The following is a 20,579-nucleotide window of genomic DNA, read 5'->3' on the forward strand; positions in this document are numbered from 1 at the left end:
CGTGGAGTGTGCTTGGCATCGCCGGGACTTACGGCAAGAATCTGGATCCCACGGCAGGCGGCGTGGATGCCGTCAATTCGGGCGATCTGCAGCGCCTCGCGCGCCAACGCTGCCGCGAGGCCCACGCCGTGGTCACGTCCGCCGACGCCATCGACGCCGCCTTGGCACTGGCTGACCTCGACGTGGTTCGCGCCGAAGTGCTGGCACCGAGCGCCAACCCGACCGCTCCGGCTGACCTGCAAGTAGTCCGCACACTGGTGGTCCTGCGCGATCGCCAGGGTGCCGCGGAATCCGCCGGCGTAGTACCCGAGAGCCCCGCCTGGCTGGCGGAAATCCGCCGACAACTGCTGCCACGCATCCTGCTCGGGGAACGTCTGCGTGTGATCGCGCCCGTCTACACGCCCCTCTCCGTCGTCGCCACGATCGAGGCACGGCGCGACTACGACCCGGCAACGCTTGCGAACACGGCGACTGCCCTTCTAGCGGGGCGTTTCCGGATCGTGACGAATGCTGCGGGCGCCCCCGTGTGGCCCTTAAGCAAGGCTGTCGATACGCGCGACATCCAGGCCCGGCTGCGCGCGCTGCCCGGCGTGGCACGCGTTCGTTCGTGCACGCTCTACGGAGCAAACCGCTCGCCCTGGGCGCAGCCGTCGCCGCTGCCGGCCCGCTGGCTGCCACAGCTTCTCATCGATCAATGTGAAATCACCGTGGTGCGCTCGGCGACGGAGTACCCGTCATGAACACCATTCGCGACCTCCGAACCTACCGCTTCGCCCAGTCCGCACAGTGGGCAAAGGGCGTCCTCGACCGCCTTGAAAATGTCGATGGCCGCTTGCAGCCTTCACCGCACTACGGTCCGGTGACGCGCGAGATTTCCGATCCACACGGCGTCTGCCTGCTCTGGTTTCGCGGCATCACCCTCACCTGGCTGACCGGCGACGGCTGGATCGAATGGATCGACGATTGCGAGGATCGACAGTGTCGCATCGAGGCGCCGCAAGCGGTGCGCGAGGCCACCCGCGTGATCGCCGGCCGCCGCTGGTTGTGGGCCATCGCGGCGGATCAAGCCACGATCTCGCGTCTTGACGCCGGGACGTTCGACGACGCACCGACGGTGTCTTTCGCAGACGGCCTGGTGCGCGATGCCGCCGACGATGGACATGACGGCTTGTGGGTGCTGCTTGGCCGCGCGACGAACACCGATGCGCTGGTTCACGTGCACGCCGACGGGCGCATTGACGCGCCGCTCGCGCTTCCCGCCGCCGCTGCCGGAGCGCTGGGCCTCGCCTACCTCGGCAACGCCCATCACTTCGTGTTGCTGATCGCGACGACCCGCACCCTGGTCTATCTCGACGATGAAAAGGCCAACCTCGTCGGCACGGTGAAGCTCGACGATGCGCTGCCGGGCGTTACGCCGGAACGCATCGCAAGCGACGGTCGCGACCGCGTCGCCTTGATCGGAAGCGCCACGGCCAACACAGCCAAGGTTACCGCCGGCACCTGGGCCCTGTTCGATGCGTTCGGCGCATTGCTCACGTCCGTGTCCAGCGCCGCCCTGGTCGGGCCGGACAGGAACGCGGCGTTCGTCGATATCGCGTTGCGAGCCGCGTCCATCACCGTGGCAACGCCTGCCGGCATCCTGGTGTTCGAACCGGTGTCTTCCAACGGCGGCCAGACACCCTCGGGGCGCTATCTGACACCGGTTCTGTACTCTCCGCCGACCGACGTTTTGCGCGGATGGTTGCGTGCGGACCTGCTCGCCACGCTCCCGAACGGCGCCGCCGTGACGGTGACCACCTTGCACACGGCCGATCCGCGTGCTGTGGCGCAGGTGGGCGCCATTACGGCCGATCCAACCGTGACGCCCGGCGCGCGCATCGATGCCGTTGTCGCGCTGCTCGGCGTCGACGCGAACGCGAGCATCGGCTATCCGCTCATTGCGCCCGACGCCGCCTCGGCCACCGAGAACGCAACGACGCCACAGCACTACGGCTTTCCGCTGTTCGGCGTCGGCGACCCCTGGATCTGGCTCCTGATCGAACTGCACGGCGCGCCTGACGCCCCCCTGCCGGCGCTTGCGGAATTGCGCGTCCTGTATCCCAACGTCTCGCTGCAGCAATACGTGCCGGCCATCTTCCGAGGCGACGCCACGCGCCAGCAGCAGACCATCGCCGACCCCGGCGGAACGCGGCCTGTCGGCGACCCGACCGGCTTCCTTCGCAAATTGCTCGGCGTCCTCGAGACCTCGACGCAGGACCTCGACCAGATCATCGCAACGCTCGGCCGGGTCATACACCCCCGCTACGCGCAAGGTGCCTGGCTGGACTTCATCGCCCAATGGATGGACCTTCCCTGGGACGACGTATTGCCGGAAGCCATCAAGCGCCGCATCGTCACCAACACGGCAACGCTCCTGGGTGCGCGCGGCACGCGGGTCGGTCTCATCGCGCTCCTCGGCGCATTGCTGCCGACAGCCCGAATCCGCGTCCTTGACGCGAATTCCGACATGCGCCTCGCAAGGCTAGTTGGACCGAAGGTCCAGGGCGCCACCTTGCCCGCGATCCTGACGGGCCTGCCTGCCGATACGACCGCCCTGTCCCGGCGCGCCATTCTCGGTGCCGCTCGTCTGCCCTGTCCCGGCGATCCCGATCCGACGGGCCGCTTCCTGGGCGTGCTGCGCATCGACATCGACGCCACGCTGGCGGAGCGACAGGCGCTCCAGCCAATCCTGCCGACCTTGATCGAGGCCATGATCCCGGCCGGCCTGCACATCGTGATCCGCTGGCTGCCCGTATCGCCCGCCTCGGCCGCAGGCACGGACGACATGTCCGTCCGTTTGACCGGGCCGGGTCCGGGCCAGCTCGGCTGCGACGCAGTCCTCGGCAGACTGATCCTTGCGGGTCGCCACGTCAACCGGCTGAGCGAGTCCGGAATTTTGCCGGGCTTCCGGCTCCATTGAAGCATCGTGCGAAGGGAAACGACCATGGACCAGCACACGACTCTCCGCCCAGAGACCGATTGCGTCGACGAATCGGGTCATTGTGGAAAGCGCAACCGGTACTACAAGCACAAGGCCATGACCGCCGGCGATATGGCGCTCGAGCAACGTTACGTGATTGAACGCCGGCGTCTGCTCAGCCGCGCCATTGCGGGCTGGGGCATCGCCTGCGGCTTCGAGCTTTCGCTTCAGCCAGGCACCAGGCCGGACGATCCGGCGCAGCTCGCCTGCGGTCAGGGCCTCGCGCTCGACCGGGCTGGCCGCGAGTTGCTGCGCGTCGATGGCGGCGCAGTGCGGGAATGCGATCTCCTGATTCTTGACAATGGCCTGCGGGAGGCCGCCGAAGCCGCGCGCGAGAAACCTAGCGAAACCGAATATAGGTGTCTTCTGACGATCCGCTACGCAGAGCGGCCAATCGACAAAGTACGCGTCAACGGCGACTGCGGATGTGGAGAGTCGGAATGGAACCACATCTGCGAAACTGTGATCTTCGGTCTCGAGCCGATCTGCGGCGAGGACCCCTGCCCTCCCGGCGAGCCGCCCTGCCGCGAATGTCATTGCCGAACCGGCGAATCTCACCACACGCACGGCCATCACACGAGGCAACATCGCGACCGACCTAGTTGCCTATGCGAGTGGCAGACCGAGTTCACCATCCCGACCGAATACCCCGCCCTCGCGCACTGCGGGGATCTGATGGTGGCGCTCGGTGATCCGGTCGCTCTGGCCTGCGTGACGATCCGCTTCGATCATTGCGGCTGCCCGGTACTCCGCTGCATCGACGACGCGTGCAAACCGCGTCGCTGGATCAAAACCAACGATGTGCTCTACGAGCTCATCCGCGGCTGCGACCTCACCTGTATTGAGCACTTGAGCTGGGGCGACTGGCACCGGCGCGCCGAGCCCGTACCCTGGACGGAATTCCGCGACCAGTTCCCTCGTCCGCCGCGACACGAATACGAAGGCGAAGAGGAGCGTCCGCGTCACTTACGGTCCCATTTCACCATCGAATTTAGCGGCCCCGTGCTCCGCGACACCCTCACCCCGGAGTGCATCGTCTTCACGATCTTCTCACCCGACGAACTAGCGGGAATGCTGCATGCTCGCCGGGTCCGGATTCCCGAGCTCGAACTGCATGCGCGGCATGACGACGATCCCGAGGGAACGACGCGCGCCGTCACGCTGATGTTCGATTCGCGCTGGGTCGACGATCAGGTTTGGGACAGCACTACCGTGTTCCGGCATCCGCATACGCGTGTCGAGATCGAAATTCGCGGCGACTCCATCCTCGACTGTCACGGGCAGGCCGTGGACGGCGAAGCGATCGGCCGACACCCCGCGCCGAGCGGCAACGGATCGCCCGGGGGGACGAACCTGACCACGTTCCGGGTCGAGCCGCGCAGCCATCACGCGCGATGAGTCCAGTCATTAGCAAATCCGTCCTGAATGCATCCCGAGAGGAGTTCCATCATGTCCGCGCCGATCACAAAACTGCCTGCGACCGTTTCCGGAACGGCCTCCCTGATTCGTCCGAGTTTCAGTGCCGGGCTTCTGCTACAGGATGACGATCTGACGCAAATCGTCGCTTACGTCCGTGATATGTCGCGCCGCTTTTTTCGAACGCTCTTCGGATGCGGCGTGATGTGCGGGTTCGAGATCACCTCCACGGTCGAATGCGGCAAGTTGAAGATCGTCGTCGGCCAGGGTCTCGCGCTCGATTGCGAAGGCGACATCATCGAGTTGCGCCAGCCGCAGACCATCGAGATCGATCCCACGTGCGGCCTGCCGATTCCGCCCGAAGTCTGGATCTCGATCTGCCACAAGGAACGCAGTTGCGCCCCGCGTGACGTCCTGTGTTCCGACACCGAGGGCGATACGGCCAGCACCGCGACCCGCATCCGCGAAGGCTATGAAATCCAGCTCCTCGCGGAACGCCCCAAATGCGTGTGCGGCTGCTGCGAGCGCAAGGCTCACGCGGAAGACGAGCCCAAACCGGAAGACGCATCCGCGAATGCCGAAGATGAGCGCGAAGGGCAACGTGAAGGCTTCCTGGCCCGTCCGAGGGATCCCTGCTATAGCGAACACTACGCCGGAAAATGCGCCTGCGATTGCGAGTGCGAATGCGTTCTGCTGGCCCGGCTGAGCTACGTCAAGGGCCAAGGCGACGTGGCAAGCGACGTGGCGATCGACTACGACGTGCGACGCTTCGTTCGCCCGGCGCTGATCCGCGACCCGCTCGCTGGCATCTGAGCCGAGCGCCGTCGTTTCGCCCCGCCCGCTTTCCGAATCATGGCATCCGAACGTCTGGTCGCACGCAGAGCCGTCGTGGAGCGCCGCAAGCCGGCCCCGGCGCGGGCCGTGGCGAGCGGCGCGGTGATGACCACCGCGCAACGGCTGCAGCGGCGCGTCGGAAATCTCGGCACCCAGGCGCTTGTTAGCCGCTCGACGGCCGCCGCGCCGGCCATCCAGACCGCCGCGCCCGCAGCCATCCAGCCGCGGCTGCGCGTTTCGTCGCCGAGCGACCCGGCCGAACTCGAGGCAACCGCCACCGGTAAGATGATCGCGCGCATGCCGGATACGCTGGCGGCCGCGGCGCCCCTCGCGCCGTCGTCTTCGGCCACAGTGTATCGTCGCATCGAGACTTCGGCACTGCCGAGCGTACAACGCGTGGCCGTTGACGCTGGACACGCCCCGGCTGGCGTCGAAGCGCAACTGGCCCAGGGTGGATCGACCGGCATGCCCTTGCCGCAACGGGTGCGCGGCTTCATGGAAACCCGCTTTCGCGCCGACTTTGGCGCGGTCCGCATCCATACCGATGCCCACGCCGCCACGCTGAGCGCGAAGCTCAATGCCCAGGCCTTCACCGTCGGGCGAGACGTCTATTTCGCGCGCGGCCAGTTCAACCCCGACACGGCCGATGGCCGCGAGCTCATCGCGCACGAACTCACGCACACCATCCAGCAGGGCGCAGCCACTCAGGAACCGGCGGTCCACCGCAGCGAAGCGCGCGTTGTCCAGACGACCGAGCCGCAGGTGCAGCGGCTCGGCATGGGCGACGCCCTCGACTACTTTGCCGACAAAGCCAACCTGATCCCGGGTTTTCGGATGTTTACGATCGTACTGGGCGTGAACCCGATCAACATGAGCCGCGTGGAGCGCAGCGCGGCCAACATCCTGCGCGCGATCATCGAGTTTATTCCGGGCGGAGCACTCATCACGCAGGCACTGCAGAACTACGGCGTTTTCGACACGGTGGGCGGATGGATCGACGAACAGTTGCGCACGCTCGGACTCGTGGGCGCCTCTATCCGCAAGGCCATCGACGCCTTCATCGGATCGCTCAGCTGGAGCGACATCCTCGATCTTGGCGGCGTGTGGCAACGGGCCAAGGCCATCGTCAGCGACCCGATCGAGCGCATCATCGCGTTCGCGAAGGGGCTTGCTGTCGGCATCCTGAAATTCATCAAGGACGCGATCCTGATGCCGCTCGCCAAACTCGCGGAAGGCACGCGCGGCTGGCCGCTCTTGACGGCGGTCCTCGGCAAGAACCCGATCACCGGCGAGCCCGTGCCGCGCAACGCCGAGACTCTGATCGGTGGCTTCATGAAGCTGATCGGCCAGGAGGATGTGTGGGACAACATGAAGAAGGCCAACGCGATCCCCCGCGCCTGGACCTGGTTCCAGACCACGCTGGGCGAACTGATGGCCTTCGTCGCGCAGATTCCCACGCTCTTTATCAACACCCTGAAGTCGCTGGAGATCGCCGACCTCGTCATTATCACCGGCGCCTTCACAAAGGTGGGTTCGGTGTTCGGCGGCTTTGCGACTCAATTCATTACATGGGCCGGCAACGCCGTCTGGACGCTTTTGCAGATCATTTTCGAGGTCGTAGCGCCAGGCGCCATCCCCTACTTGAAAAAGGCCGCCGGCGCCCTCAAGACCATCCTGAAGAACCCGATACCCTTCGTGGGCAACCTCGTGAAGGCCGGAAAACTTGGGTTCCAGAATTTCGCCGACAATATCGGCCAGCACCTGAAGACCAGCATCATTGAATGGCTTACCGGCTCGCTGCCGGGCGTCTATATTCCGCAGAAACTCGAACTCAAAGAGATCCTGAAATTTGTCCTGAGTGTTCTCGGACTGACCTGGCAAAACATCCGCCAGAAGCTCGTCAAGGTAGTGGGCGAGCCGGCCGTCAAGGCAATGGAAACCGGTTTCGACATAGTGGTCACGCTCGTTACTCAAGGTCCGGCCGCCGCGTGGGACAAGATCAAAGAGCAGCTCGGAAACCTGAAAGATATGGTGATCGGCGGGATTACCGACTTTATCGTCGAGACCATCGTCAAGAAAGCGGTGATGAAGGTCGTCAGCCTTCTCATCCCCGGCGGCGCATTCGTCCAGGCCATCATCAGCATCTACGACACCATCGTGGTTTTCATCGATAAGCTGGCCAAAATCATTCAGGTTGCGAAGGCGTTTCTCGATTCGATCATGGAGATCGCGAGCGGCGCGATTGGCAATGCGGCCAAGAAGGTCGAGAGCTCCCTTGCCGGACTGCTCACTCTGGCGATCAGCTTCCTTGCTGGTTTCATTGGCTTGGGCAAGGTCGCTGACAAGGTCATGAATCTGCTCAACACCAAGGTCCGCGCGCCGATCGACAAGGCGCTGGATTTCGTCATCGACTGGATCGTGAAGACGGCGAAGAAGTTGTTTGCGAAAGTGTTTGGGAAGAAGGACGGCAAGGCGGACGACAAAGCGAGCACAGAGGTAAAGGCGAAAGTGAGGGTCGAACTGTCTGGCAAGAAGCTCAAGAATGCCGACGAAGAAAAGTCATTGATTGCGTCGATCTTCGCCCGCTATCAGCCGCAAGGACTAAAGGGTATCAACTTTACACCGAGCGCTCAGGCACCGGGCTTGATCGATGTCATCGTCAGCGCCAGCCTGGCTGAAAAAGTGGCTCAACTGGATCTCGGGAAGCCAAAAGAACTGAAGCAGCTGGCGCAAATAGCCGGAAAGATGAGCGTGTTCGCAGGACGAACCACGATTTACGTCTTTTACGATCGGGATCACAAGGCGTTCAAGACCATTACACAAAAAAGGGATGAGGCGGGGCACGCGGAAAGATTCCTGCGGCGGGAATTTCCGGATCTTATGGATCGCATCCGCCGGCAGCGTCCAAAGTTGCTTACCCCAATGGATGCCCCCGTTCCTATTCGCCTGGACATCAATCGCACGCCCTGTGATGGCTGCGCAAACTCCCATATACAGGCAATCATCCAGGATGCAGCCAGCAAGTACACCGATATACCAATCGCACTAAGCATTAACTCGGCTTCTGTATCCAGCGGCGCTCAAATCACCACCGAAAAAGGCCTCATGTCGCTCCTCGAAAAAGGCGTCGAGTTGACCGCGTCGACAGTGTGGAGCGAGATTAAGAAGCAAATGCTCGCAAATGGAATCAAGCAGTTGGAGTACGGCCAAAAAACCTTCGACATCGATGAGGTCAATCGATTCGTCGCCGAAGCGAAAGACGTTCAGGAGCTCATCGACAAGGCGGTCGCCGAACTCAACAAGAGCAAGCCCACGGCGCTCGTGCAGGGTACGGGCGCTTCATGACGGCCCTATCGGGGTGATCGTCCTTTTCCTGCAGTTTGATACGGTTAGCCCGCGAACCCTTTATCAGCGCGGTTTGCGGCTGATCGCCTGGCCTCATTGCGGTCACCTGGGCCATCCAACGACACCAACAAGAGGTCAGCCAGGATCTGGTCCGGCGTGCGGCCAAAAAGGCCCAGTCGACGCACACGCGTTCGGCCGCGGACGATAGGCAGCAGGCGCTCAAGGCCAAAGCCGTTCTACGAGACAAGAGCAAGTCGACGCAGCAACGAGTGGATGAAGCCCTGGAGCATCTGGCCGTCGTCACCGACGCGGCGCATTCGAGCTTTGCGTCGCACGTGCGCGCGGCGTTGACCGGCGACCATCAGCGGGTTCACGCCCTGCTGTCTGGCCTGGAAGACCTGGAGTTCGGCGGCAAGGAGGACGATCCCGGCTTTGCGAACCTGGCTATTTTTGCCCATCCCCCGAAAACTGAACGGTCGCATTGAAGATTCGCCGTTGCTCGAAGCCGTCGCCTTTCTGCAGGAGTGCCTACGCAGCGGCACGCCACTTCGACAGCTCAGTCCATCCTCTTTTCCGACGGCGTTCATCCCGAAGACGCTCAAGCCCCATCTCTATCACCCCGGACCGGGGGAGCCGAAGCGGCTTGATGTGGATCGCTTCGAGTTTCTCGTTTACCGGCTGGTACGCAACGCACTCGAGGCAGGCGACGTCTTCTGTCACGACAGCAACGAGTTTCGCCGTTTCGAAGACGACCTGATAAGCGATGCGCGCTGGCAGCACAAGGACGCCATTCTCACGGAGCTCAAACTGCCAGTCTTGTTCGCGCACATCGAACAAACGCTTGCTGGGCTGCACGATGAAATCGAATGCCTCCTCGAGCGCGTGAACCACCACATCGACGAAGGTGACGATCCCCGCATCAAGGTGCGGCACCGGGGCGGTAAGCCGCACCTGAACTTGCTCTATCCGGAGCCCGACGAAAACGTCAATCACGCCTTCTACGGGCAGACTCCCAGCATCGACATTGCGCGGCTGCTCTGGTTTGTCGCCAGTCGCACCGGATTTCTCAAGGCATTCACGCATGTGCTTGACCGGTATGTCAAGCACGAGGCCGATCCACGCGAACTCCTCGCATGCATCATCGCGATGGGCACCAACATGGGTCTGCGCAAGATGGCCGAAATCTCGGGGCTAGGTTATGCCTCGCTTGTGAGCTGCGCGCGCAACTATCTTCGCATCGAAACAGCACACTCGGCCAATGACGCGATCAGCAACGCGACTGCGGAGCTGTCAGCCTTTCACCTCTTCAACATCGGCGACCAGATTCATTCAAGCAGTGACGGCCAGCGCTTCGAAACCCAGTTCGACACCTTCCAGGCACGCCATTCGCCCAAGTACTTCGGCCTCGACAAAGGTATCAGCGCCAACACCGCCGTAGCCAACACGTACCGTTCAACCTGACCGTCTTCGGCGCTCACGAACACGAGAGCCATTACGTGTTCGATCTCCTCTACAACAACACCTCCGACATCCGCCCGCAGCTGCATTCCACCGACACGCACGGCACCAACCAGGTGAACTACTGGACCCTGTATGCATTCGGCTATCAGTTCGCGCCGCGTTATCGCGACTTCCACAGGAAACTCGCCGGCCTCGTTGGCCGTCATGCACCGGGTCACTACGGCAAGTGGCTCGTCAAACCCTCGCGCAAATCCAATGACGAGCTGATCATCCGTGAATGGCCCGCCGTCCAGCGGATCATGGCCTCGCTCGGGCAGAAGCAGGTCTCGCAGGCCACCATAGTGCGCAAGCTCTCGAGCTACAACCGTCAGAACCAGGCGAAAAAGGCGCTGTGGGAACTCGATAACCTCTGCCGTACACGCCACATCCTGCAGTTCATCAACGATGTCGGCCTGCGCCAGTCGATACAGAAGGCGCTCAACCGTGGCGAGGCGTACCACCGGCTGCGCCGCGCGGTCGCCTTCGTCAACGGCGGCAAGCTGCGCGTGCACACCGAGGCCGAGCAGCAATTGTGGAACGAGTGCGCGCGCCTGATCGCCAATGCCATCATTCATTACAACACGGCCTTACTCTCGCGCGTTCACGAGCAGAAGCGCGCAATGGCCGACGAGGCCGCGATGACATTTATCGCCGGGATGTCGCCGGTCGCGTGGCGGCACGTCAACCTGTTCGGTGCCATGGATTTCGGTGCCGCGACCACGCCTGTCGACATCGACGCGCTCGCTTTCCGTTATGCCGATCCCGAGTACTGGGCCCGCATGTTGCGAGCGGCAGCCGAAGAAAGCGACGAGGAAGGCTGAAATCCAGCCATCAGGATCACCAATGCGCCATCCCACTGTACTTGGAAACCTTATCCGACGGGGCGTGTGGAGGATTTTCAGATTTCGGGGGATGGGCAGAAATAGCCTAAATGAATAAGGTATGTCCAACGCTCCTGTTGGTCGTATGTTCCTCCAATGAGGCCTTTGCCCGCGGCGGCCACTCTTACTGTGGACGTGGATGCCATCCATTGGGGCCCAGCGTTGGCATTGGCATGGTGGCCGTGTGGTTCGCCGGTTACAGGGCAATCGTACGATTCAATCGCTGGCGCCGAGATAGCAGGCTGAGGGCCGGTAGCGACAAATAAAAAACCGCCCGAAGGCGGTATTCATTAGACGTCAAGAGCCTGATGGCGGGAAGTCCGAATCATACTGCTCGAAGGCCGCCCTCATTCGCGTACGATGCTCAGGATTGTCGAGAGCTTTTACGATTTCTCGCGCCAATAGATGAAGGGTGGAAGTCGGCATGACAAGGGTTACCGATGGGATCACCTGTGTATTCGAACCATCCTGCAAACCAAGAGTGAGCCGCGAAACAAACGCACCAATACCCAACTGGGTCATGGCATCGAAATACATAATTGGGGTTTGCTGCGCCTGATTGTTCTCACTCGGCGCTGTGTGGCGCGGTACCGAAGAGTTTGGCTTCAACTTCGTAGGGCGTTGCATAAAGTGCCTCTGGACTAAGGTCCTCGCTTTCAACAGCGAGTTGTGAGTACGGTACGAAGCGCACAGACAGGGCGCAATCGAATGCATGCGCGATCTTTACCAGCGTATCGATCGAGTGCTTTCCGTATTCAGGGTCTTCAAATCGATGAATCCCCGTCTGGGTCGTACCGATCGATTCGCCCAGTTGTTTCTGGGTCAAATGACGACCCTCTCTGTTCGCTCGTATCTGCCAGGCGAGACCTTCCTCAATGGAGGCGCTCATATATGCCTCGCGGAACTCCCGCTCCGCCCATTCCGGGCGCGCTTGAAGCGCCTGTTTTGGGGTCTTTTCGTGCGGAGTCAGTTCCGGCTTGGTTTCCAGCAGAACCAAAGCATACGCGGGCACGGTTGGCGAAGTCATCGTCACATACTGACTTCCTGTTTGCGCCTTCCGTTCGATAATTGTTTGGATAGTAGACATCGTCTTTCTCGTAACCCGTAAGTGTCATCACAAAAGCAGCTTTCGCGTCGTGGAAATGACCAAAGACGCGGTGCTGCATTCGAGTTTCGTCCGTGAATCGTATCACATATATGTGATCGCCCACATTACTCGCGGGTTGGGGTTTGCTCCAGTTCTGCCGAGGCTGATCTCGCAACTGATCGCGGGAGCGAGAAAATCTGCCTCTGGCATGCGCGGAAAGCTTTTTGTGCCAATCGTCGATGACATCGTCTCCCCTATGATCGTTGAAACAATACCAATTCCAAGGCGGCCCTTTTACCTCTGGGGTCGGCGCTGGGGTGTCAGCGGTGTACGACGGCTTTTTCAGCCGTTTTTGATTATTTCGTTTGCTCATGCACGGATCTATGCCCCGCTTCAAGTATCTTTGACCGCCTCGCAGTCGCCAGCGCGAAATACTACCTTGATTTACATGTTTGAGTTGACAGCCTCTCAACCACCCATCAGAGTCGCGCGGCAATCTGCTCGGAAGTCTCCCGGTAGTAGTGCTCCTGCAACAGCCGCAGATCCTTGTGGCCGCTGATCTTCGCGAGCGTCATTACGTCGACCTTGCGCGACAGTCTGGTCAGCGCCTCACCGCGACTGTCGTGGAAATGCAGATCTTCGATACACAGCGCGCCCTTGGCCTTACGGAACAAAGCGTCGAGCGAAGCCGACGTCACCGTGAAGCAGCGCTCATGATCGGCGACCGACCGAAGCAGCCGGGCCGCCGAACGGGTCAGAGGAATCTCCCGCGGCCGCCCGGTCAGGTACTGCACCTTGTGTTTGATCGTGACGACGCGCTTCCGGAGATCCATACTGCCTTTGCCCAGCGCCAATATCTCACCGGCACGCATGGCGGTCCGCAATGCCACCAGAAACGCGAGCGCCACCTCCTGCTGTTTGGTCTCGGGCGCATGGCCAGCCCGATAACCGAGCCATCGGACGATCGGCCGCACTTCCTTCCACGGATCAATCCGACGCGTTCGCGCCACCCCATCTGGGGGCATTCGCAGGCCCTTAAACGGGTTGTGCTCCATCCAGTGCCATTCTTCCCGAGCGATCGTGAACACGTTGCGGATCAGGTTGATCTCGCGATTTACCGACGCCCCAGCGATGGCCTTCGCCTTGGTGCCGTCCGGCCTGATGTAGCCTTTAAGACGGGCGTCCCGCCACTGGGCGACGTGTGGGGTGGCAAATTGCGATAGCGGCATGGCACCCAACTGCGGGAAATCCCGCGGAAATAGCTCAAGCCTTACCTTCTCCCATCGTGCCCCGCCCTTGTTCGGCGAGACCTTTTCGCTGTACTCGTTGATTGCGTCCGCGACGGTTCGCGCCTCCGCCGACTTCCTTTCCTGCTCGACGATCCTGGCTTCGGCCACGCGCTTCTTTTCGACCATCGGGTCGAGGCCAGCACGGAGTTGGTCTCGTCCCCATGCTTAATGACCGACTTGACGATTCGCGAGCGGAAATGACCATTGCCCCCTGGAGAGCGGGCGTTGAGGTCGTGCTCGCTCGAAAGAAGGCTGAGGGTCGGGAGTGTGAATTCACGACGCAGATAGCTGCCGCCCGGCTGCTCGGCGCCGGCACCGTCGGCAGTCCGCCCCATTGCGGACATAGAACGCATCGCGGCTCAATGTCAGCAATGGCCGACGACCCGCCCGTCAGCACGCCTGACGTATACCCTTTGGCCCCTTCTGATCCAGAGGGCCGCAGACAGAAAGCATCCAGGACTCGAGCGGTCCACCTTCAGCTGAATTTTTCGGAGACAGTGGGAGGTAGCGTGGTGTCACCCTTGCGCAATAGGCTGGACGACCAGTGTTGTGGACCGCTTGACGCCTTTCGTCACGCAAATTTCACTATCGCGATCTGAACAGGGCGCGCATTTGACGCGCGACGCAAAACGAGAAGAGCCAAAGCACTCGCGCTCGCATAAGGCAGCGTTTTTGCGGGATTCTGAGTGGACAGGCGCGAGCTTGCCACCCCCGACGGCCCCGCCCACGGGCCGGCCGCGAATGCCTTGGCGACAAGGTGCTCGCGTTCGCATAAGGCAGCGTTGTTTGAGTGAAACCAATCCAGCCGCGAACACCTTGACGAGGTAAGTCTACGAACGACTACCAGATTCAGGACCGATCGCTCAATGCGAAAAAACCCTGCCGCAGCAGGGTTCTGATACTTCACGCCGAGGCCGTGGATGATTACGCCGCCTTCTTGTGCGTCGCGTGGTGACTCACCTTGTGCACGTGCTTCGTCGTCTTGTGTGCCGGCGCCGGCGTCGTAGCCGGAGCGGTGGCTGCCGGTGCGGTCGCCGCAGGTGCGGAAGCCTGGGCGAACGCGACAGTAGCAAACAGCGATGTGATCAAAGCGGCAGCAAGCGTCTTCATTGAAAGTCTCCAGTGGCGGGTAAGGCGACGATTCATTGCGTCGTCCACTGGCATAACGCATCGGGTCGGGTTTCGTTGACGTCAGGGAACAGGCTTCGCGAGCTTGTCCCTCCCGGTACTACCGCGCCTTCAACCTCATCGTTCGCCCGACACGCCTGACTCGCCCAATACGACGACGTCCGCCACGATCTGCTGCCGCGATCGTCATGCATCATCGATGCTGCACTTTCCGTGTCGCCATATAGGCATCAAACAGGCCTTCATGCAGCCGGCTTAACTCCTGACGCAGGCCCACCAGTTCGTGCTGGTTGCCTTCATGCTCCCGGCGCAGGATCTCGCCCAGCAGGGCACACGCACGCGACGCCGACTGGTCGCGCTGCACGCGCGCCCCACGCAGTCTGCCTGCGAGCGCCGGCTTGACCAGCAGCAGCCAGGCCGTATGCGCAAGCCAAGAACGATTCCATGATACTCGCAGGCTGTGTTAAAGAGGCCGCCCACTCGAACACAGCATGAGGATCTGGGCGATGACAGCAAGACGAACCACCATCCGGCAACTGCCGTTGACCGAGGTTGTTGACCGCGACACACCCGGCGCGACGCCGGTCAGCATCACCACGCCCGAGGGCGGCGCCATCTACCACACGGTCCTGCTCGCAGACCCGGGCACCAGCAGGAGGCGCGACTCCCGTCCGCAGTCGATCGCAGGTACCTTCCCACTTTTCCCTGTTGTCCGACTCGCGGACGGCACGCCGTGGGCTGAGGCGAACATCTGGCTCATCGATATGATGGAGTCGAAGTCGTCGCCCAACATGCTGACCTTCGCCAGCATCGCAGACGATCTGGTGGCGTTCCGTCGTTATCTGGATGACGAGGGCATCGACTGGCTGGTGTTCCCCGTGAACAAGCGGCAACGTCCGACCTACCGCTATAGCGCCTCGATCAAGCTGGCCGTGCAGGCAGGCGAACTGTCTCCTAGCGTCGCCAGGCGTCGTATGGGCACTATCGTGCGCTTCTATCGCTGGCTAATGACCGAAGCAGGCTTCAAGCCCGTGAACGCGCCGTGGGTCGAATCTGACCGGTTCATCGAGTTCAAGGACCAGAAGGGCTTCAGCAGCGTGATCGAGGTCAAGACCACCGACCTGTCGATCAGTGGTCGGCGCGCAGAAGACCCGTGGGACGATCACATCCAGGACGGTGGTCGCCTGCGCCCGCTCCCCTCTGCCGAGCAGTCGGCGCTGATTGAATCGTTAGCCGCACTCGGCAACACCGAGATGACGCTCGTTCATCTGTTCGCGCTGTTGACGGGCGCCCGCATCCAGACGGTACTGACCGTGCGCGCGAAACACGTGATGCACAAGCCTGACGGGTTTCACGGCGACGACATCCGTCTCGCCTGCGGGCCAGGTACGGGCATCGACACGAAGGGCGGTGTCAAGGGCGTGTTGCATTTGCCGCGCGGTCTCTACGAGCGGCTGTACATCTATATGCACAGCGATCGTGCGCGCAAGCGTCGCCAACTGGCAGACGGCGGCGATCACTTCGACCAGCCGCTCTTTCTGAGCCATCGCGGTGCGCCGCTCTACGAGGACCGCGCGTCGCGCGCCCCGGTCAGCACTGGCCCGCACGTACGCCGTCACCTCAAGACGGGGCAGGCCGTACGCCAGTTCATCAGGGACGAACTGTTGCCCATGATGCGCGTACAACTCGGCAACCCCAGGTACGAGTTCAGCTTCCACGACCTGCGCGCGACCTACGGGCTGAACATGGTCGACACGATGACAGCGAATGAGACTAAGTACACCCGGGCACTCGATCAGTTGCGGCAGTTGATGTGGCACGCCCGGCCGTCCACGACCGAGATTTACCTCGGCTACCGCGAGAACCGCAAGCTCTTCGACGCTGTGCAGGACGGCTGGGGCACGCACCTGTCGGCACTGGTCACGCGCGCCCTCGACACTGCGGTGGCAGCATGAGCCGCCTTTATGAGGAAGTGTGCATGCCGCTCGCGGAGGGCACAACGCTGCTGCACCCCGAACGCGCGTTGCTCAAGTGGGAAGGCCTTGCCAGCAGTTCCGATATCGGGCGGATCTGCTACCTGACGCGTGACACGTCGAGCCGGCAGCGCACGCGACGCACTTTCGACCAAACAAGCTTCAGCAGCGAACGGGCCAAGGTCGTACGCCTGCTGGTGGCGCAGCTTTCCGGGCGTATGACCCTTGGCGCGATGCGTCCGAAGACGGTCTACGGTGCTCTGCGCGTCGTGCTTGACTTCGTCAACTGGGCCGACAGGCTGGGCTTGCATCAGGTGCTCTGTGACGAGAAGGCTACCGCGGACGCGGTTCATCGCTACTTCCGTGAGAAGCGCGAACAGGTCTCATTGGGCAGCCTGCACCGCAATTCCGTCGCCCGCTATCAGCGCAATCTGCTGTCGATGCTACGTGAGCTCTTCAGAGACGACGACTTCTGTACCGATGCGAGGGTGCTGCGCAGCCAAGAGGCTGCTTCTGTGCCAACGGCTGTGCCAGATGCCGAAGCACAAGCCTCCCTGCTCGCATGGGCTGACGCACTCTTCAACAGCATCACCACGCTCGTACTCGATTTCAAGCCGTACCCGTTGCACGTGACCACGGCACGAGGCGAGCATCTTTGCCTTGTTCCGCACCCATTTGGCCGTAATAAAGGCGACGACTCGCGCGGCCTGCTTGGCTGGAATCTGGAGACGGGAGAGCCGCGCACTCGCGAAGAACTCACGACGCGCATGGCTGGGGCAGGAGCTAAAAATCCTCGAACGAGTTCGTGGAGCATCGCCAGGCTAACGGCTAAAAATCTTGCGGCGGCGAACGCGGACGCGCAGTCTCCGATCCGCCGCTCGCACGCTTCGATAGCGGTCTCCTGTTTCGCCGCGCTGTTTCTCGCCGAAACAGGCATCAACCTCGCGCAACTGCTGGCCATGAAGTGGAGCCCGGGGCTCGCCGCGAGCCTGCAGGATGCGTCAGTTGCACGTCAGAAGTTTCGTGAGGTCAAGTACCGTGCAGCCGGGAAGGACGCCACGTTTACCGTCTCGTTGGGTTTCATGCCGAAGCTCAAGACGTATCTGGCGCTGCGCGAGTATCTGGTGCAGGACGCAGACTGCGACGGGTTATTCATCGTAGTCGGGAATCAGGTACAGCTACGACGGCCAATCGGTCTCCCAACCGAATTTCTGGCTCTGCTTTACGCGCGGCTCAACAAGCTCGGGATCGTGCTGCCGCGAATTAACGCACGTCAGTGGCGCGCGGCGAAGCAGGATTGGGCGGTGAGCAACCACGGCCCCATCGTCGCAGCGAAGCTGATGGGGCACTCGCTGGCCACGGCACTGCGTTCATACTCGAACGGCACGGAGGCCGCACACAAGGCAGAGATGGGCGCGTTCCTCGCTTTGGTGGAGAAGACCGTGCTCAAGCCCGGCAACGACCCGGCGGGCAGCATCAGGAGTGCGGTGGGTGTCTGCATCGAGTTCAACAAGCCTGCGCCAATCGCGGCATCGGTCACCGTACAGCCTGATTGCCGCTCGACCGAAGGGTGTCTCTTCTGCGACCAGTACCGCGTACACGCTGACGTCGCCGACATCCGCAAGCTGCTGAGCTGTCGTCACTGCGTCAGGCTCGTGAGCGGACGTGCCGACTCGATTGAGCAGTACGACAGCTCGTTCGGTGCCGTGCTGCGGCGCGTTGACTTCCTGCTGGATGAACTGCGCAAGCGCGACGCTGCGTTGGTCCATCAGATTGCGCAGGACGTTGACATCGAAGGGAATCTGGACGCTTTCTGGTTGGCCAAGCTCAACCAGCTTTTCGAATTGGGAGTGGCATGAACAACACGCTGATTGCGCCGATCGCTGAGCGTCCCGACTGGTATCGGGTAGAGGACGATACGGTCGTCACGCACGATACGGCTGGGAACACTGTTTCGCTGTTTGGTGACGACGCCTGGGACATCCATGCATACATGGTTGGGCCACGCAGCACCCATCTCTATTTCAGGGGTCACTCGCCTGACGGCGCGAGCCGCGCGCTTTCAGAAGCGACTACGCGTCAATGGAAGCAGGTCATGTACTTTCTGATGCACGAAGCGACCGATACGGTACCGGCGTCCGGCACGCTTCGGGCTCGTTCAATGTACCTGAGGGGGTTCATGTTCTTTGCCGCCGCACTTCAGCTTACGCTCTATGAGGGCCTGTCCAACGTCGCCGTTGTTCTGGACTATGCGGCGCAAGCCGGGATGGAGGCGAAGGCCCAACGCCTTCATTCGATTCTGGTGAAGCTTCACCGTCTGGGGGTCGAGACCACAGGGCTGCGCGTACCGCTGGCCCAATTGCATAGGCCTCTGCTTGAACGCTGGGCGCAACACGCTGGATACTCGCAATACCCTGTCATCCCGACGCGGATCTACCAGCACTTCCTGTCGACCTGTCAGCATGACCTCGGCATCGCTGAGGGCGTCGCTGACGTTCTGTCGGACTACCTCGCACGCGGGTACGCTGGCGAGAGTCCTGGCGTCTCTGCGGCACTGGTAAGGGCTGCTGCGCACTTCCGGTGCAAGGACCGCCGTTACGTCGTGTCGTCGCTTGTCGCGTCAATTAGCGCGCTATGTCAGCTTGTCATCGTGTCGTTCACCGGCATGCGCGCGGCGGAAGCGGAGAACCTGCCGTACGACTGCCTGAGCGAGACCCGTCTCGATGGCGTGACGCACTACACCATCGAGGGCGTCACGACCAAGCTGTCGGGCGGGCGTCCCAGGCGCGCATGCTGGGTGACCGGTCCGCTCGCTGCTCGCGCCGTCAGGCTCGCGCAACGGCTGTCGGGCGAGGCGCACCGGGCACACGGCGCGCAAGGCTACGCCGAATCGACGGACGGTTCGCACCTGCTGTTCTGCCGGATGGGTCTGAATCTGAGTTATGGGTACGTGGCAAACCGGGCGGCGAGTAACGTACATGACGATATCGAAGCTTTTCGTGAGCGCGTCTTCCCGACGATCACGGTCGAGGACATCGCTGAGCTGAAGCGTGTCGACATGCACCGCGCCTGGGAAGACGAGCCGAAGTACGCGGCCGGGCAACAGTGGCCGTTCACGCGCCATCAGCTTCGCCGCACGCTCGCGCTGTACGCGCACCGCAGCGGTCTCGTAACGCTGCCGACGCTCAAGCGTCAGTTGCAGCACATCACGCAGGAGATGAGCATGTACTACGCTCGTGGCTCGGCATTCGCGAAAGGCTTCATTGACACCGACAAGACTCACTTCGCGAAGGAATGGGCCGAGGCACAGGGCCTGTCCGAGTACCTTGCGTACGCCGAGCAGGTGCTGTTCTCTGACGAGCGGCTATTCGGCGGGCATGCAGCGTGGACGCAGAGCCGTGCCGTGCAGGCCTCGCCTGTGTCGGTCTACTCGCGCGAGCAGACGATCAGGATGTTCGAGAAGGGCGAGCTGGCGTACCGCGAGACAGTGCTAGGCGGCTGTGCCAGCGTCGAACAGTGCAAGTCGACGCCGCTCGACTGGATGCGTCTGGATTGCCTTGAATCGGACTGCCGTAACCTCGTGGTTGTGCCGTCAAAGCTTCAGCGCGTGATCAAGGCGCAGCAGGCTACGGTCGAGAAGCTGCGCGCCGTCGATGAGGCTAGCGTCGAATACCGTATCGAAGCACAGACGCTGCAACGGCTGCTTGTCGCGCAAGAGAACCTGATCAAACCGGAGACAGCATGAGCGGCGCCATGACCGACTACTACGCCGCCCTTGAACGGCTGAAAAAGCGCAAGAATGCGCGTATCAACAACGACACCGTAGCGATCGAGGCGGGCCGCAAGAAGGGCAGCATCAAGAAGTCGCGCCCGCAGTTCGCTGAACTGATCGAAGCGATCGACGCGGCCAACGCAGTAACCGGGCGCCCGAAGCTCGAACTGACCGAGCGTCTGAACCGCGCGAAGGGCGACGCCAAGGATCTGCAGGCACAGCTTGACGAATCGCTGGCTCGTGAGCTCGCACTGCTGCGGCAGGTGTTCGGCCTGCGCAAAGAACTGGCCGCGCTGCGTGGCGGTAGCGTCCTGCCCTTGCAGCCGCGCTAGATC

General features: G+C 62.0%; 15 protein-coding genes and 1 pseudogene. 11 read left to right on the forward strand and 5 right to left on the reverse strand.

Annotated elements, in window-relative coordinates; translation table 11 throughout:
- Positions 1-8 precede the first annotated feature (8 nt).
- From SB822_RS30625 to SB822_RS30655, 7 genes and pseudogenes are all read left to right on the forward strand, one after another.
- Positions 9-740: a hypothetical protein gene (locus SB822_RS30625; protein WP_410856275.1), complete on the forward strand. Its 732-nt coding sequence runs from the start codon at positions 9-11 to the stop codon at positions 738-740.
- Positions 737-2,959, forward strand: a complete 2,223-nt coding sequence (locus tag SB822_RS30630; RefSeq protein ID WP_410856276.1) for a phage tail protein — start codon at positions 737-739, stop codon at positions 2,957-2,959. Before SB822_RS30625 ends, SB822_RS30630 begins: the two co-directional genes overlap by 4 nt.
- A gap of 24 nt (positions 2,960-2,983) precedes the next feature.
- Positions 2,984-4,417, forward strand: coding sequence for a hypothetical protein (locus tag SB822_RS30635; protein WP_410856277.1), 1,434 nt, complete (start codon positions 2,984-2,986; stop codon positions 4,415-4,417).
- Between the two features lie 51 nt (positions 4,418-4,468).
- Positions 4,469-5,248, forward strand: a complete 780-nt coding sequence (locus SB822_RS30640) for a hypothetical protein (protein WP_410856278.1) — start codon at positions 4,469-4,471, stop codon at positions 5,246-5,248.
- Positions 5,249-5,287: 39 nt separating this feature from the next.
- Positions 5,288-8,614, forward strand: a complete 3,327-nt coding sequence (locus tag SB822_RS30645) for a DUF4157 domain-containing protein (RefSeq protein WP_410856279.1) — start codon at positions 5,288-5,290, stop codon at positions 8,612-8,614.
- Between the two features lie 269 nt (positions 8,615-8,883).
- Complete coding sequence (locus SB822_RS30650) at positions 8,884-9,099, forward strand: hypothetical protein (protein WP_410856280.1); 216 nt, start codon at positions 8,884-8,886, stop codon at positions 9,097-9,099.
- Positions 9,089-10,935, forward strand: a pseudogene (locus SB822_RS30655) (Tn3 family transposase); the annotation flags it as partial. The gene SB822_RS30650 and the pseudogene SB822_RS30655, both read left to right, overlap by 11 nt.
- Positions 10,936-11,292: 357 nt before the next feature.
- Here the strand turns inward: SB822_RS30655 and SB822_RS30660 are convergent.
- The 5 genes from SB822_RS30660 to SB822_RS30680 form a co-directional block, all read right to left on the reverse strand.
- On the reverse strand, positions 11,293-11,532 hold the full coding sequence (locus tag SB822_RS30660) for a hypothetical protein (protein ID WP_410856281.1): 240 nt from the start codon (positions 11,530-11,532) through the stop codon (positions 11,293-11,295).
- A gap of 28 nt (positions 11,533-11,560) precedes the next feature.
- Complete coding sequence (locus SB822_RS30665; RefSeq protein ID WP_410856282.1) at positions 11,561-12,082, reverse strand: helix-turn-helix domain-containing protein; 522 nt, start codon at positions 12,080-12,082, stop codon at positions 11,561-11,563.
- 479 nt (positions 12,083-12,561) lie between these two features.
- On the reverse strand, positions 12,562-13,497 hold the full coding sequence (locus SB822_RS30670) for a tyrosine-type recombinase/integrase (protein ID WP_410856283.1): 936 nt from the start codon (positions 13,495-13,497) through the stop codon (positions 12,562-12,564).
- A 798-nt stretch (positions 13,498-14,295) separates the two neighbouring features.
- Positions 14,296-14,481 (reverse strand): hypothetical protein, encoded by a 186-nt coding sequence (locus SB822_RS30675; RefSeq protein WP_007736807.1) that lies wholly within the window; start codon positions 14,479-14,481, stop codon positions 14,296-14,298.
- A gap of 211 nt (positions 14,482-14,692) precedes the next feature.
- On the reverse strand, positions 14,693-14,863 hold the full coding sequence (locus tag SB822_RS30680) for a hypothetical protein (protein WP_410856284.1): 171 nt from the start codon (positions 14,861-14,863) through the stop codon (positions 14,693-14,695).
- A gap of 142 nt (positions 14,864-15,005) precedes the next feature.
- Between SB822_RS30680 and SB822_RS30685 the strand changes: the two genes are divergently transcribed.
- Genes SB822_RS30685 through SB822_RS30700 form a run of 4 tightly spaced genes read left to right on the forward strand, consistent with a single transcriptional unit; the run spans position 15,006 to position 20,576 of the window.
- A complete protein-coding gene (locus tag SB822_RS30685) occupies positions 15,006-16,454 on the forward strand; it encodes a site-specific integrase (RefSeq protein ID WP_410856285.1) in 1,449 nt (482 codons plus the stop codon).
- Positions 16,451-18,331 carry an integrase gene (locus tag SB822_RS30690; RefSeq protein ID WP_410856286.1) on the forward strand — a complete coding sequence of 627 codons (1,881 nt, stop codon included), beginning with the start codon at positions 16,451-16,453 and terminating at the stop codon, positions 18,329-18,331. The genes SB822_RS30685 and SB822_RS30690 overlap by 4 nt, the downstream gene beginning before the upstream one ends.
- The gene (locus SB822_RS30695; RefSeq protein WP_410856287.1) at positions 18,328-20,217 is read left to right on the forward strand and encodes an integrase; all 1,890 of its coding nucleotides are present in this window, start codon (positions 18,328-18,330) and stop codon (positions 20,215-20,217) included. Before SB822_RS30690 ends, SB822_RS30695 begins: the two co-directional genes overlap by 4 nt.
- The gene (locus tag SB822_RS30700) at positions 20,214-20,576 is read left to right on the forward strand and encodes a hypothetical protein (RefSeq protein WP_410856288.1); all 363 of its coding nucleotides are present in this window, start codon (positions 20,214-20,216) and stop codon (positions 20,574-20,576) included. The genes SB822_RS30695 and SB822_RS30700 overlap by 4 nt, the downstream gene beginning before the upstream one ends.
- The last annotated feature ends 3 nt before the right edge of the window (positions 20,577-20,579 follow it).

The sequence above is a fragment of the Paraburkholderia sp. SIMBA_054 genome, assembly GCF_046534875.1.
In the GTDB taxonomy this organism is placed as follows: Bacteria; Pseudomonadota; Gammaproteobacteria; order Burkholderiales; family Burkholderiaceae; genus Paraburkholderia; species Paraburkholderia hospita.

Coding starts and splice junctions, on each gene's coding strand:
- SB822_RS30630 (WP_410856276.1), top strand. CDS start 737: ATGAACACCATTCGCGACCTCCGAACCTACCGCTTCGCCCAGTCCGCA.
- SB822_RS30635 (WP_410856277.1), top strand. CDS start 2,984: ATGGACCAGCACACGACTCTCCGCCCAGAGACCGATTGCGTCGACGAA.
- SB822_RS30640 (WP_410856278.1), top strand. CDS start 4,469: ATGTCCGCGCCGATCACAAAACTGCCTGCGACCGTTTCCGGAACGGCC.
- SB822_RS30645 (WP_410856279.1), top strand. CDS start 5,288: ATGGCATCCGAACGTCTGGTCGCACGCAGAGCCGTCGTGGAGCGCCGC.
- SB822_RS30660 (WP_410856281.1), bottom strand. CDS start 11,532: ATGTATTTCGATGCCATGACCCAGTTGGGTATTGGTGCGTTTGTTTCG.
- SB822_RS30665 (WP_410856282.1), bottom strand. CDS start 12,082: ATGTCTACTATCCAAACAATTATCGAACGGAAGGCGCAAACAGGAAGT.
- SB822_RS30670 (WP_410856283.1), bottom strand. CDS start 13,497: ATGGTCGAAAAGAAGCGCGTGGCCGAAGCCAGGATCGTCGAGCAGGAA.
- SB822_RS30675 (WP_007736807.1), bottom strand. CDS start 14,481: ATGAAGACGCTTGCTGCCGCTTTGATCACATCGCTGTTTGCTACTGTC.
- SB822_RS30685 (WP_410856285.1), top strand. CDS start 15,006: ATGACAGCAAGACGAACCACCATCCGGCAACTGCCGTTGACCGAGGTT.
- SB822_RS30690 (WP_410856286.1), top strand. CDS start 16,451: ATGAGCCGCCTTTATGAGGAAGTGTGCATGCCGCTCGCGGAGGGCACA.
- SB822_RS30695 (WP_410856287.1), top strand. CDS start 18,328: ATGAACAACACGCTGATTGCGCCGATCGCTGAGCGTCCCGACTGGTAT.
- SB822_RS30700 (WP_410856288.1), top strand. CDS start 20,214: ATGAGCGGCGCCATGACCGACTACTACGCCGCCCTTGAACGGCTGAAA.